Below are 12,573 nucleotides of genomic sequence, written 5' to 3'. Positions count from 1 at the left end.
GGGGTCGCCTGGCCGGATCAGCCAAGGGTGAAGCGGACCGCGGGCTTTCCGGCCATGCCTCCGTGCCGTCGAGCGGCTTTCAGCCACGCCCCAGCTGGCTTTACGCCAAACCGTGGGTGTGCTGCCCGGGAGACACCGTTGGAGGCTGCCCACCGGCGCGCGCTCGCGCGCAGCAGGCAGTGCCGGTTCGTGCACGCTCTTCCTCCGCGACCGCCTTCGGAGCTCGGCGCCCCCTGCGGAGGGCACTTTCGGTACGTGTCACCCTGTAGCGCAGGTGTTGTCGGAGGGGGATGAGGGTTGGATCACCAAGAGTTCGCCAATTCAGCAGATGCGTCGGCCGGTCTTGACGAGACCATGCAGGCCACGAAGACCGCCATTGCCCGAAGGCTGCGGTACATCCGCCAGCAGCATCCCGAGGGCCCCTTCACCATGGCCGGGTTGGCGGAACGTGCCGGGGTCTCCAAGCGGACGCTGGCGTCCGCCGAGTCCGTGGACGGGACGAATCTGACCGTCGAGACCCTCGTCAAAGTGGCGCACAGTCTCGGGATCTCCCGCGTGGGCTATTTCCTGGACGACCAGGTCTTCGACCAGGTCAACTCGGAACTGGAGTGGCTGAAGAAGATGCGCAGCCAACGGGTGGAGAGTGTCGCCTTGCGGCAGTCGGGGCCCGCGGGACCGCCGGCCGGTTCCTCCCTGAACGAGCTGAGCCACCTCATCACGCATCTGGTCAGCACCGCCGAGGCGGCCCGCGCGACCCTTGAGGACTTGCCCAGGCAGGACCTCCCTGACGACACCCAGTCGTGATAGTGATGCGCTGGCGACGCAAGGGCGGAGACCTGCAGGCGATATGGCTGCGTGAGCAGTGCGAACGACGGGTCGACGCGCTGGGGCTGCCCACCCGCAAGAAGCTGTCGGTCGATGCGTTGTGCGAGCACCTCAGCCAGCTCTCCGGGCGTCCCATCCAGCTCATGCCCTTCCCGCTGCCGTTGGGAAGCCCGGACGGCCTGTGGGTCTCGGCAGCAGGGGCGGAGTACGTCATCTACGAGCAGCGGCTCGCGCCGATCCACCAGCAGCAGGTCGTCCTCCACGAACTGGGGCACCTCATCTGCGACCACGAGGCCACCCCCGTGCTCACTCCCGAGGCGTCCCGGCTCCTCCTTCCCTCGCTCGATCCCGACCTGATCCGGCGGACCCTCGGACGCGAGCACTCGCAGTCATCGGCCGAAGTGGAGGCCGAGTACATCGGCACGCTGATCGGCCGCCGCATCGGCACCTGGACGACGGAACAGGTCCGGCCGGTCCCCCCTGAAATGCAAGAACTCGCAGTCCGGCTCAGTGCGTTGGACAATCCCGCCTTCCGAGGGAGCAATGAATAGCGTTCTCTATCCCCTGTGCGCCGCAATAGCCTTACTGGCACTCCTCTACAAGCTTCGCGTGCTGCGCACCGACCGTTCCGTCACCCAGGTCGCCCTCGTCGGCAACTTCTTCTTCCTGTTCATCACGTACACCGTCTCCACACCCGTCGTATGGGTGGCGACGAGCCAGGCCGTGGGCGTCGTCAACTTCTCCGGCCTGCTGACGCAGAGCTGCGTCATCCTGCTGACCGCCTGCCAGCAGGTCGTCCTGCTGCACCTGAGTCATGAAACCCCCACCGCCTGGCGCAAGGCGAGACCGCGCCTGATCGCGCTCGCACTGGTCCTGGCCGGCATGGTGGGCCTGTTCGTCGCGGCCACCAGCCGGGGCGAGAAGCCCGACGACTTCGCCATCGACAGTGCCCAGTACTACCCCGCCTACCTCACCATCTATCTGCTGGCGTACGCGACGAACCAAGTGGACGTCGGTGTGCTGGGCTGGCGCTACGCGAAGATCGCCCCGCATCCCTGGATGCGCCGCGGACTGTATCTCATCGCGGCGACCCTGCCCTTCGCGCTCATCTATACCGGCTGCCGTGCGGCGGACGTCGTTGCCGCACAGTTCGACGTGAGCGGACAGGCATGGGAACCGCTCGCCCAGGTCGCCGTCACGATCGCCACCCTCACCAAAACACTGGGCTGGGTGCTCCCCGACTGGGGCCGCAGCCTCAGCGACCTCTGGCAGCGGATCGACGATCGCCGGGCCTACCGCGACCTGGCACCCCTGCACCGGGAGGTCACCGGACAGGTGCCGGAGCCCGTTCTGCACCTGGAGCCCGACACGGATCTGCGCACCCGTCTCTACCGCCGGCTCGTCGAGATCCGCGATGCCCAGTGGGCCCTTCGCACCTGGACTCCCGCAGCCGTCGCCGAAGCCGCGGAGCTACGCGGCCGATCAGCCGGCCTGGCCGACACCGACCTGGCGGCCACGATAGAAGCCGCACAGCTCAAGGCCGCCCTGCAGGCCCGGGCCGCACAACGGCAGCCGGTCCCGCACACCCTCTCGCCGCGGGTGGCGGAACCGGAAGACCTGGCCGCGGAACTGGCTTTCCAACGGAAGATGGCCCGCGCGTTCGCGGCGTCCCCCGTCGTCGCCGCCGTGGCCGCGGACTTCGTGCCCAGCCCGTCCGTCCAGGAGAAATCATGACCCGGCAGATCCCGTCGCCGGCCCTCAGCGAGCCGTTCGACCAGGACTTCTTCAACGATCCGTATCCCGTCTACGCACGGCTGCGGTCACAGGGCCCGGTGCACCGGGTCGCGCTTCCCGACGGCTCCTCCGCCTGGCTGGTCACCCGCGAACGCGATGTGCGGGCGGCGCTGACCGATCTGCGGCTGTCGGTGAACAAGGCCCACTCCACCACCGGCTACCAGGGCTTCTCCCTGCCGGCCGCCCTGGACCGCAATCTCCTCAACATCGATCCGGACGACCATCTGCGCCTGCGCCGGCTGGTTTCCAAGGGCTTCACCCCACGTCATGTCGAACGGCTGCGGGACCGGGTCGCCGCCGCCGCGGAAGACGTCGCGGACCACCTCGCGGCGTTGGGGAAGGCCGACCTGGTCAGCGAGTTCGCCAACCCGCTTCCCCTCGTCGTCATCGGCGACCTGCTGGACGTGCCACCCGCCGACCGCCGCCCGTTCTCCGACTGGGTCAGCGCGATGTTCGCCCCCCAACACCCCGGCCACACCGCCGAATCCATCGACCGTATCCACCACTTCCTGCTCGACCTCATCGCCACCCGACGCGCGCATCCGGGCGACGATCTGCTCTCCGCGCTGATCGACGCCCGCGACGACGGCGACCGGCTCAGCGAGGACGAGCTGGTGTCGCTGGCCTTCCTCATCCTGATGGCCGGCAGCGAGAACGCCCAACACCTCATCAGCAGCGGCCTGTTGGCCCTGCTGCGCCACCCCGACCAGCTGGCGCTGCTGCGTTCCCGGCCGGACCTGATGCCCGGGGCGGTCGAGGAGATCCTCCGCTTCGCCCACCCCAACCAGATGGCCATCCGCCGTTTCCCCACCGAGCCGATCGAGATCGGCGGCGTGCCCATCCCCTGCGGCGAGACGGTGCTGCTGTGCCTCGCCTCCGCCAACCGCGACCCGGACCGCTACGGAGAGCCGGACCGCTTCGACATCCGCCGAGCGGACGTGGCACACCTCTCCCTCGGCCACGGACTCCACTACTGCCTGGGAGCCGCCCTGGCCCGGCTGGAGATCGGCACCGCCCTGGCCACCCTCATCCGGCGGTTCCCGAACGTGCAACTCGCCGTGCCCGCCGAGTCGTTGCAGTGGCGGGCCTCGTTCAGGTCGCATGCGCTCAGGCAACTGCCCGTACGCATGGGATGAAGCGGTAGCCGATCTCCCTGGCGGTCGCGGATCGAGTCGTCAGTAGCCCGGCGTCTCGTCGTATGCGGAGCGGAACCCGGCACAGGCCACCACGGTCGAGGTCAGGCCGAGGCTCTCGTACGACAGGTACTGCATGGACCGGCGAATGATCCGTTCGGCTTCCTTGCGGGCAGACCCGAGCCGGCTGCGCCAGACCAACTCCTCGGCGATCCCGTACGCCCAGGCGCCGAACCATGCGGCCTGCTGTGAGCACTGCAGCACCAGCGCGCTGCTGTAGGTGTCGTACGCCCGCAGGAGCTGGGAGGAGAGGGCGGCGTCCGGGTGTTGGGCGTGCGGACGCTCGTGTAACGGCGGGACATGCTGCCCGTCGAGGAAGCGAGCGACCCGGGAGTACAGCAACTCGACTCCCTCCGCCACCTGTTGGACGCTGCCCCCGCTCGGAGCCGACTCCTCCCAGAGGTCTTCGAGCGGATCCCGGGCCCCGAGCGAAGCCTGCAGCACGGGAGGGTGGTCCGCACAGCCGTCGGCCGGCGGCAGGCAGAGCTGTCCCTCCGTCAGGTACTCGCAGATCTCCGCATCATCGCCCGCGAGCTCTTCCCGTGCCGCGGCATCGTGGACGACGTGCTCGTGGCGCAGCTGGGACCAGGTGGTTCGCGGGGCGCTCGGCCCGGTGAGTTGGCGCCAGACGGGGTTGATGTCCCAGGAGTAGCCCGTCACCCGCTCCACGTGCCCCGAGGCGCGGGTGGCGAACACGGTGAAACGGCCGGTGAAGTCGTCCTGCACCTGGGTGTAGAGGCTCTCTCCGACTTGCCAGGCCCCTCCCAGGCGGAACGGAACGGGCTGTGCGCCGGCCGCTGTTCTCCCGGCGGCGGGGGGAAGGAGCACCTGGAGCGTCAAGCTGACCGGCTGGTGTGCCGGGGTCACGAGGAAAGGGAGCCGCTGGCGTGAGCTCCTGGAGAGAGAACTGTTCCGATCAGTGCCCATGCCGGCTCCTTGGCGCGGGACGGCACGGTGACTCACCGGTGGACGGAGTAGCGGCACGAGCGATGACGAACAATGGTCAACCCCCTCTGGCCCACTTACAGGGCCTCTGCGGCGAGACGATAGGCACACACGCACCGCGGTGCAACTTGCTGCCGTCCGGGTGCAATGAATTGCAACACCGTGATGTGTCTTCGCGGCGCGGGAGTTGAGCCCCGTGGCTCCCGCAGCCGGCCGAACGGCAGGGGAAAGGGCCGGACGGCCCCTGTCCGGGGAGGGCCGTGCTTTGAAGGCTGGAGGTGTCATGGCGGTCATGGGCCGTCGGTCCGGTTACCGAGGAGGCATCATGCTGAACGCTCCGCACATCGTCAGTGACGTGATGACCGAGACCGTGGCCGCGGTCGACCGCCAGGCGCGGTTCAAGGAGATCGTGGAGACCATGGAACGGTGGAAGGTCAGCGCCCTTCCCGTCCTCGCGGGGGAGGGGCGGGTGGTCGGGGTGGTCTCCGAGGCCGATCTGCTGCCGAAGGAGGAGTTCCGTGAGTCGGACCCCGAGCGGCTGGAGCAGCTACGGCGGGTCGACGACGTCCGGCGGGCGGAAGCGGTGACGGCGGGGGAGCTGATGAGTACCCCCGCGCTGACTGTTTCGGCCAACGCCACGCTGTCCCAGGCCGCGCGGATCATGGCGCGTGAGTCCGTCAAACGGCTTCCGGTGGTGGACGGGCACGGTGTGCTGTGCGGCATCGTCAGCCGCGCGGACCTGCTGAAGGTCTTTCTGCGTTCGGACGAGGAGCTGGCGGAGGAGGTCCGCCGGAACGTTCTGAGCGAGCTGTTCGCGCCGCCGGCCCAAGGCCTGCGGGTCGAGGTCGCCGACGGCGTCGTCACGCTCAGGGGGCGAGTCCGGGACACCTCGCTCATCCCGGTGATCGCACGCCTGGTGCGGTCGGTCGAAGGGGTGGTGGACGTGGCGTTCGACGTGACCGGTCCGGCGTCCGTGCGGCCCGATGCGCAGGCCGGGGAACCGCGGATCTGACCGCGCACGGCATGGACGGCGGACCGGAGGGAAGGTCAACCCGATCCGTCACTCCAGTCCGGCCGCATGGTCGGGGACGTAGTGCTGGAGGTCGCGGGGTGGCCGTTGGTAGCCGGTGTTCGGCGGCCGCGGTGGAAGGTCGAGCTCCGGCGGGGAGACGTGGTGGTAGGGCACTGTGGACAGCAGGTGGGCGATCATGTTCAGCCGCGCCCGGTGCTTGTCGTCGCTCTCGACGACGTACCACGGCGCCTCGGCGATGTCGGTGTGCACGAACATCTCGTCCTTGGCCCGTGAGTACTCCTCCCAGCGGGTCAGCGACTCCAGATCCATGGCGGACAGCTTCCAGCGCCGGGTGGGGTCCTCGAGCCGCCGCCGGAACCGTCGCTCCTGGACCTCGTCGCTGACCGAGAACCAGTACTTCCGCAGCAGGATCCCGTCCTCCACGAGCATGCGCTCGAAGACCGGGCACTGCCGGAGGAACCGCTGGTGCTCCGCGGGCGTGCAGAAGCCCATGACCCGCTCGACGCCGGCGCGGTTGTACCAACTGCGGTCGAAGAGCACGATCTCGCCGGCTGCGGGCAGGTGCTCCGTATAGCGCTGGAAGTACCACTGGGTGCGTTCGCGTTCGGTGGGCCGGGGCAGTGCCACGATCCGTGCGACCCGCGGGTTGAGGTACTGGGTGACCCGCTTGATGGCGCTTCCCTTGCCGGCCGCATCGCGTCCCTCGAAGACCACGACGAGGCGGGCACCCTCGTGACGCACCCACTCCTGCAGCGCCACCAGCTCGGTCTGCAGGCGGTACAGCTCCCGCTCGTAGACCGACCGGGACAGCTTGGCGCGGTCCTTGTCACCTCGCTCCTTGGCCATGAGACGACGGTACGAGGAAACGTCGGCTTCCGGCTCGGGCAGATGGACTGAACGGAGCCGGGGCATCCGGCTCGGGGCGCGGCACGGGGGCGCAGCGCATCCGGGATCGGCCGGCCGGCACGGTGGGGGGCCGGACGGCCCCTGCCCGGCGAGGGCGGACGGCCGCAGGCTGGAGGTGTGACCACGGCCGTGCCTCTGCGGTCCGTATCGAGGAGGCGTCATGGAGAACTCTCCGCACACCGTCAGCGATGTCATGACGCGGGCCGTGGTGGCCGTCGGGCAGGAGGCGCGGTTCAAGGAGATCGTCGAGACCATGGAGCGGTGGAGGGTCAGCGCGCTGCCTGTGCTGGCCGGGGAGGGGCGGGTGATCGGTGTCGTGTCCGAGGCCGACCTGTTGCCGAAGGAGGAGTTCCGGGGCAGCGCGCCCAGCCGTCTCGAACAGGCACGGCGGTTGGACGATGTGCGCAAGGCCGGTGGTGTGACGGCCCGGGACCTGATGAGTGCTCCCGCTCTGACGGTGCACCCCGGCGACACCCTCGCCCAGGCGGCGCGGACGATGGCGCACAAGTCGGTGAAGCGGCTTCCGGTGGTCGACGGTGAGGGGTTGCTGCAGGGGATCGTGAGCCGTTCCGACTTGCTGAAGGTCTTCCTGCGTTCGGACGAGGAACTGGCGGCGGAGGTGCGTGCCGACGTCATCGACCGGCTGTTCGCGGGCGCCGCCGAAGACGTGGAAGCCGTGGTCACCGACGGTGTGGTCACGCTCAGGGGCAGTTTCGCCGCGGCCTCGCTGCTGCCCGTCGCGGCCCGGTTGGTGCGGGCGGTGGAAGGCGTCGTGGACGTGACGCTCGACGTCACGGCCATGGCTCCGGCCCCGACGGAGCCGCCCGCGGCGGGGGCGAAATGAAGCAGCGACGGGTCGGCAGCGTGATGACGGATGACGTCGTCAGTGCGCGGCGTGACACCTCGACCGAGGACATCGCGCGGTGGCTGGCGGAGTACGACATCAACGGGTTGCCCGTGGTGGACGCCGAGGACCGGGTGATCGGCGTCATCTCCGGGACGGACCTGGCGAGCCGGCGGGGTTCGGGGGCCGGCGCCGGCATGCTCACCGCCGGCGCGGTGATGTCCGCTCCCGCGCGCACGGTCCGCGCCGACGACTCCGTCGTCCGTGCGGCCCGCCTCATGTGTGCGTGCGGCGTCGAACGGCTCCCCGTGGTGGACGAGGAGGCCCGTCTGGTGGGCATGGTCACCCGGCGGGACGTGCTGCAGATCTTCGCCCGGCGGGATGCGGACATCCGTCAGGAGGTGATCGACCAGATCGTGGTGCGGGCGCTGTGGTTGGGGCAGCAGAGCGTGGACGTCGTGGTCCACGACGGGGTGGTGACCCTCAGCGGGCATCTGGAGAGCAGCGGCACGGTGGCCGTCGCGGTGCAGATGACCCGGCAGGTCGACGGTGTCACGGCGGTGGTCAATCGCTTGACCTCGGCGCGGGAGGCGCCGTACGGCCGGCCTGTGTAGCGGCTCGGCGGACGCTCAGCAGAACCGTGGGCACCTGGCCCCGGCTCAGGGCTGCCGGTGCCGTCGCTGGGCGTCTGCTTCCGCCCAGTCCTTCTCCCACTGGGTGTAACGCCGATGGTTCAGCAGGACGACTCCGGCCTTGTCGGCGCCGATCAGCAGCAAACCGGTGGTGGACGCGGCCACGATGCCGACCGCGATGCTCTGGACGACGGCGTCTTCGGGCGTGACCGGGTCCGTCAGCAGGGATCCGTGCCGGTCGACCCGTGCGGTGGTCCGGTCGCCGGCCCGCAGGCCGGGTGGCACGGCCGTCACTCCGGTCCGCACCGTGCCGTCCCGGGCCGTCCACCGCACCGTGGCATGGACCCGGCCGGCGGTGCCACCCGGGGAATCCACACCGATGACGGTGGGGGCGTCTTCCGTGAGGACGGCGGACACCGGCACCGACGCGCGGCTCTGCTGCTCGGCGGTGTGGCTCACGACACCGGCGGCCACCACCCCGGTGGCCGGGGCCAGTACCGCGATGAGCACCCCCGTGACCAGCAGCAGCCAGGACTCCGCCACGTCCGTGCCGCGCTTGAGCGGGTTACGCAGCCACAACCACCGGATCTTCGTCAGAGGCATGGCACACCTCTCTCGCCTTGCCCTTCGAGCGTGGCACACCCGGTGGGCGCGGGCGAGGGCCGAACGGACTCATCGGGAGGTGGCCGGGGGTTGCCGGTGAACGGGAGGGACCGTCCGGGCCTGGCGCGGCCCCCGGGCGTGATTCACGATGGGGGTAGGCGGCGTCGGCCCGTACCACCAGCCCGGAGGACGCCATGAGCGAGGCAGACGGCTTCTCACCGCAGCGGCCGATCCGTGTGTTCCTCGTGGACGATCACGAGGTGGTCCGTCGTGGCGTCGAGGACCTGCTGGATGCCGAACCGGACATCGAGGTGGTGGGCGACGCGGGGACGGCGAGCCATGCGCTGGCCCGCGGACCCGCGTTGCGGCCGGACGTGGCGGTGCTCGACGTGCGGCTGCCGGACGGTGACGGGGTGTCCGTCTGCCGGGAGCTGCGCTCGCGCATGCCGGGTCTGGCCTGTCTGATGCTCACCTCGTTCGACGACGACGAGGCGCTGCTGGACGCGATCATGGCCGGTGCGGCCGGTTACGTCCTGAAGGAGATCAAGGGTGCGGATCTCGTCGCCGCAGTGCGCACGATCGCCTCCGGACGCTCGATGCTCGACCCGGCGACGACCGCGCGGCTGATGAGCACGCTGCGGGGCGAGGACGCCGACGAGCAGTCCGAAGCCGGTGCGCTGTCGAGCCTCTCTCCCCGGGAGACGGAGATCCTCGGCCTGATCGGCGAAGGGCTGACGAACCGCCAGATCGGAAAGCGGCTCTACCTTTCGGAGAAGACCGTCAAGAACCACATCTCCCGCATGCTTGCCAAGCTCGGTGTGGAGCGGCGCATCCAGGCGGCCGTCCTCGCCACCCAGGCCGCCCCCGCCCCGGACCGGGTACCCGGCCGGCAGCACGGCTGAGGCGGCACGGCCGGGACACGCGAGGCGGCCGAGGCGCGCGGGAGCGCGTCACCCCGCGGGCAGCGGCACCCGCCACACCAACCGGGCGCCACCCCCCACCGGCGTCTCGACGGCCAGCGCGCCCCCCAGACTCTCGGCCCGTTCGGCCAGATTGCGCAAACCGCTACGCCGGCCGTCCGCCGGGATGCCCACCCCGTCGTCCTGGACGGTCAGGGTCAGCGTCCGGTCGCGGAGGACCAGGGACACGGCCGCAGCACCGGCGTGCGCATGCCGCGCGGTATTGCTCAACGCCTCGTCGAGTACGGCCAGTACCTGCTCGGAGATCTCCGCGGGCACCTCGGTGTCCAGAAGGCCTTCCATACGGAGCGACGGCGCGAAGCCCAGTGCCCGCGCGGCCCTTTCCACCGAGCTGACCGTGCGGGCCCGCAGGCCGTGGGAGACACGGGCGGACTCGTGGGCGCGGAGCCCGAAGATGGTGGAACGAATGATCTTGATCGTCTCGTCCAGATCGTCGACCGCCCGCAACAGCCGCTCACCGGCCTCCGGATGATCGACGAAACGCAGCGCGCTCTGCAGCGTCATGCCCGTGGCGAAGAGGCGCTGGATGGCCAGATCGTGCAGGTCGCGCGCGATGCGTTCATGGTCCTTCAGCAGAGCCAGCTGTTCGGCGGCCCGGCGCTGGTCGGCCATCTCCATGGCGAGGGCTCCCTGGCCCGCGAACGTCACGAGCGGTGTGGTCTCCGGCTCGGTGAACGGATCGCGGCCGCGGATCCGGGCCAGCAACAGCGCACCCCGCACCCGGTCGCCGGTGATCATCGGCACGGCGATCGCGGGCCCCAGACCGCTCCAGCGCGGCGGACCGGCCGTGATCCTCCGGTCGTGCTCGACATCGAGGCTGGTCAGCGGGCGTCCGGTGCGGAGCGCCCTACCGACGAAGGAGCCGTTGAGGGGGAGGACCAGGCCGCGATGCGCGTCGGCCTCCACGCCGACGGCGAGCGCGACGCTCACATGGTCGTCGTCGACCGGCAGGGCCAGCGCGCCGAGATCCGCCGCGAGAATACGCACGGCGTGGCCGAGGATCATTTCCAGCACGTCGTTCTCACCCGGCCCGGGCAGAAGACCGGCGACGATCTCACTGTTGGCCTCCAGCCACTGCCCCCGGTAGCGGACCTCGTCGTACAGACGGGCGTGCTCGATGGCCACACCGGCCGCCACGGCCAGCGTCGCGAGCACCGTCTCGTCCGCGGCGTCGAAGGGACGGCCGCCGCGCTTCTCGGTGAGGTAGAGATTGCCGAACACCTCGTCGCCGACCCGTATCGGCACCCCGAGGAAGGAGTGCATCGGCGGGTGGCCCGGCGGGAACCCGTACGACGCGGGATGGCCGGCGAGTTCCGTCAGGCGCAGCGGCGTGGGGTGACGGATCAGCTCACCCAGAATTCCGTGCCCCTCCGGAAAATGACCGATGGCCTCGGCCTGACCGTCGGGGATCCCGACGGTCAGGAACTGGGAGATCCGGGTGTCTTCGCCGATCACCCCGAGTGCCCCGTATTCGGCGTCCACGAGGACGACCGCGACCTCGACGATGCGGCGCAGCACCTGCGACAGCTCCAGCCTGCCACCCACGGACATGACCGCTTCGAGCAGCAGATGCGGCGACCGGTCCGAGGTGCCTTCGATCGCGCGGAGCCGCTCCTGCAGATCGTGCGGCAACGCACCCAGGCTCGGGTGCGCCCCGTCGCCCCGGTCAGGCCTCTCGCCAGCCACGATCTCCTCCGCGGTGGCCGCCCCGGCATCCGCGGCCACACCTTCTACGGTAGTGACCGCGGCGGGACGAGCACGTCCGTGCCGGGCGTGCGGGGCGCCGGACCGGTCCGACAGCGCAGCGGTGGGCCGTTCGGCCTCCTGACGGCACCCTTCGGCTCATTGCCGGACCCGGGGGCATGTAGCAGGCTCGGACACGTGGGACGGGTGCAACGCGACCCGTACCCCTCCTCCCTGGAAGAAGGGCAGCCATGGAGCCGGAAGTGATCACCGTGGGGCTCGACGGCTCTCCGGAGAGTCTGGCAGCGGCACAGTGGGCAGCTGACGAAGCGGACCGGCGGCGCTGCGTGCTGCGCCTCCTCCATGCCTGGGTCCTGCTGGCCGCCGAAGCACCCGACACGCCCCCCGATCGCGACCAGAACGCCGGTGCCAGGCGCATCGTGCGCCGGGCACGGGAAGAGGTGCGGGACCGCCATCCCCATGTGCAGGTCATCGAGGACCTGGTCGGTTCGGAGCCGTTGCCGGCGCTGTTGTACGCGGCGAACGATTCGCGGATGGTCGTGCTCGGCACCCGTGCGCTGACGGCATGGGAGAGCTATGTGCTCGGCGATGTCAGCCTGGACGTCGTGGGCCAGGCAGAGCGGCCGGTCGTGCTCGTCCGCGGGGGCTGGTCCACCGAGGTGCCACGATCCGAGGCACAGGTCGCGGAGCCACGCATCGTCGTCGGGATGAGCCTGAACGGTCCCTGCGACCCCCTGCTCGACTTCGCCTTCGACAGCGCGGCGAGCCGTGGCCTGCCGCTGCAGGCCGTGCACGGACGTGCGCTCCCGGCAACCGCCTATGTGCCGTGGGGGATCGAACCGGAAGTGGCCGAGGACGTCGCCAAGGAGGCGGACGCTGAGCTGAGGGAGGCGATCCGCCCCTGGCGGGAGCGCTTCCCCGACGTACCGGTACGGCTGACCGTGCTGCCGGAGAACCCGACCCGGACCATCGTGCAGACGGTCCCGGGCGCCGAGCTCCTGGTCGTCGGCCGGAGGAGGAACCATCCGCGCTTCGCACCCCGGGTCGGCCCGGTCGCGCACGCCGCGATGCACCACGCCACGTGTCCGGTGGCAGTGGTGCCCCACGACTGAGA

At 70.2% G+C, this 12,573-nt stretch carries 13 protein-coding genes; 9 read left to right on the top strand and 4 right to left on the bottom strand.

What is annotated here, in order from left to right; all coding sequences use genetic code 11:
* Positions 1 to 354 precede the first annotated feature (354 nt).
* The 4 genes from IG62_RS0103315 to IG62_RS0103300 are packed head-to-tail and all read left to right on the top strand — an operon-like array spanning position 355 to position 3,755.
* Positions 355 to 804 carry a helix-turn-helix domain-containing protein gene (locus IG62_RS0103315; protein ID WP_234326228.1) on the top strand — a complete coding sequence of 150 codons (450 nt, stop codon included), beginning with the start codon at positions 355 to 357 and terminating at the stop codon, positions 802 to 804.
* 5 nt (positions 805 to 809) lie between these two features.
* On the top strand, positions 810 to 1,376 hold the full coding sequence (locus IG62_RS0103310; RefSeq protein WP_063755326.1) for an ImmA/IrrE family metallo-endopeptidase: 567 nt from the start codon (positions 810 to 812) through the stop codon (positions 1,374 to 1,376).
* Positions 1,369 to 2,559: an MAB_1171c family putative transporter gene (locus IG62_RS0103305; RefSeq protein ID WP_234326226.1), complete on the top strand. Its 1,191-nt coding sequence runs from the start codon at positions 1,369 to 1,371 to the stop codon at positions 2,557 to 2,559. The genes IG62_RS0103310 and IG62_RS0103305 overlap by 8 nt, the downstream gene beginning before the upstream one ends.
* Entirely contained in the window at positions 2,556 to 3,755 is a 1,200-nt protein-coding gene (locus IG62_RS0103300) for a cytochrome P450 family protein (protein WP_030797315.1), read from the top strand. The genes IG62_RS0103305 and IG62_RS0103300 overlap by 4 nt, the downstream gene beginning before the upstream one ends.
* A 39-nt stretch (positions 3,756 to 3,794) precedes the next feature.
* On the opposite strand, the gene IG62_RS0103295 is transcribed toward IG62_RS0103300, so the two are convergent.
* Positions 3,795 to 4,679: a hypothetical protein gene (locus IG62_RS0103295; RefSeq protein WP_158794964.1), complete on the bottom strand. Its 885-nt coding sequence runs from the start codon at positions 4,677 to 4,679 to the stop codon at positions 3,795 to 3,797.
* Between the two features lie 403 nt (positions 4,680 to 5,082).
* Here IG62_RS0103295 and IG62_RS0103290 point away from each other — a divergent pair, with 403 nt between their 5' ends.
* On the top strand, positions 5,083 to 5,769 hold the full coding sequence (locus IG62_RS0103290; protein WP_030797309.1) for a CBS domain-containing protein: 687 nt from the start codon (positions 5,083 to 5,085) through the stop codon (positions 5,767 to 5,769).
* Between the two features lie 48 nt (positions 5,770 to 5,817).
* Here the strand turns inward: IG62_RS0103290 and ppk2 are convergent, their stop codons facing one another.
* Complete coding sequence (gene ppk2, locus IG62_RS0103285; protein WP_030797306.1) at positions 5,818 to 6,636, bottom strand: polyphosphate kinase 2; 819 nt, start codon at positions 6,634 to 6,636, stop codon at positions 5,818 to 5,820.
* Between the two features lie 220 nt (positions 6,637 to 6,856).
* Between ppk2 and IG62_RS0103280 the strand changes: the two genes are divergently transcribed.
* Entirely contained in the window at positions 6,857 to 7,540 is a 684-nt protein-coding gene (locus tag IG62_RS0103280) for a CBS domain-containing protein (protein ID WP_030797304.1), read from the top strand.
* The gene (locus tag IG62_RS0103275) at positions 7,537 to 8,154 is read left to right on the top strand and encodes an HPP family protein (protein WP_051797502.1); all 618 of its coding nucleotides are present in this window, start codon (positions 7,537 to 7,539) and stop codon (positions 8,152 to 8,154) included. Before IG62_RS0103280 ends, IG62_RS0103275 begins: the two co-directional genes overlap by 4 nt.
* A 45-nt stretch (positions 8,155 to 8,199) precedes the next feature.
* Here the strand turns inward: IG62_RS0103275 and IG62_RS0103270 are convergent, their stop codons facing one another.
* Positions 8,200 to 8,775: a DUF3592 domain-containing protein gene (locus IG62_RS0103270; RefSeq protein ID WP_234326225.1), complete on the bottom strand. Its 576-nt coding sequence runs from the start codon at positions 8,773 to 8,775 to the stop codon at positions 8,200 to 8,202.
* 194 nt (positions 8,776 to 8,969) lie between these two features.
* On the opposite strand from IG62_RS0103270, the gene IG62_RS0103265 reads away from it, so the two are divergent.
* Positions 8,970 to 9,677: a response regulator gene (locus IG62_RS0103265; protein WP_030797295.1), complete on the top strand. Its 708-nt coding sequence runs from the start codon at positions 8,970 to 8,972 to the stop codon at positions 9,675 to 9,677.
* Between the two features lie 48 nt (positions 9,678 to 9,725).
* Here the strand turns inward: IG62_RS0103265 and IG62_RS0103260 are convergent, their stop codons facing one another.
* Positions 9,726 to 11,441 carry a GAF domain-containing sensor histidine kinase gene (locus IG62_RS0103260; protein WP_420711042.1) on the bottom strand — a complete coding sequence of 572 codons (1,716 nt, stop codon included), beginning with the start codon at positions 11,439 to 11,441 and terminating at the stop codon, positions 9,726 to 9,728.
* A 248-nt stretch (positions 11,442 to 11,689) separates the two neighbouring features.
* On the opposite strand from IG62_RS0103260, the gene IG62_RS0103255 reads away from it, so the two are divergent.
* Complete coding sequence (locus tag IG62_RS0103255; protein ID WP_030797290.1) at positions 11,690 to 12,571, top strand: universal stress protein; 882 nt, start codon at positions 11,690 to 11,692, stop codon at positions 12,569 to 12,571.
* The last annotated feature ends 2 nt before the right edge of the window (positions 12,572 to 12,573 follow it).

The organism is Streptomyces sp. NRRL S-337, assembly GCF_000720175.1.
Taxonomy (GTDB): domain Bacteria; phylum Actinomycetota; class Actinomycetes; order Streptomycetales; family Streptomycetaceae; genus Streptomyces; species Streptomyces siderophoricus.
This window is presented reverse-complemented; position numbering and strand designations above follow the sequence as displayed.

Excerpts from the sequence above, each read along its gene's own strand:
- IG62_RS0103310 (WP_063755326.1), top strand. The coding sequence starts at position 810 with ATGCGCTGGCGACGCAAGGGCGGAGACCTGCAGGCGATATGGCTGCGT.
- IG62_RS0103300 (WP_030797315.1), top strand. The coding sequence starts at position 2,556 with ATGACCCGGCAGATCCCGTCGCCGGCCCTCAGCGAGCCGTTCGACCAG.
- IG62_RS0103275 (WP_051797502.1), top strand. The coding sequence starts at position 7,537 with ATGAAGCAGCGACGGGTCGGCAGCGTGATGACGGATGACGTCGTCAGT.
- IG62_RS0103315 (WP_234326228.1), top strand. The coding sequence starts at position 355 with ATGCAGGCCACGAAGACCGCCATTGCCCGAAGGCTGCGGTACATCCGC.
- IG62_RS0103255 (WP_030797290.1), top strand. The coding sequence starts at position 11,690 with ATGGAGCCGGAAGTGATCACCGTGGGGCTCGACGGCTCTCCGGAGAGT.
- ppk2 (WP_030797306.1), bottom strand. The coding sequence starts at position 6,636 with ATGGCCAAGGAGCGAGGTGACAAGGACCGCGCCAAGCTGTCCCGGTCG.
- IG62_RS0103270 (WP_234326225.1), bottom strand. The coding sequence starts at position 8,775 with ATGCCTCTGACGAAGATCCGGTGGTTGTGGCTGCGTAACCCGCTCAAG.
- IG62_RS0103305 (WP_234326226.1), top strand. The coding sequence starts at position 1,369 with ATGAATAGCGTTCTCTATCCCCTGTGCGCCGCAATAGCCTTACTGGCA.
- IG62_RS0103265 (WP_030797295.1), top strand. The coding sequence starts at position 8,970 with ATGAGCGAGGCAGACGGCTTCTCACCGCAGCGGCCGATCCGTGTGTTC.
- IG62_RS0103280 (WP_030797304.1), top strand. The coding sequence starts at position 6,857 with ATGGAGAACTCTCCGCACACCGTCAGCGATGTCATGACGCGGGCCGTG.
- IG62_RS0103290 (WP_030797309.1), top strand. The coding sequence starts at position 5,083 with ATGCTGAACGCTCCGCACATCGTCAGTGACGTGATGACCGAGACCGTG.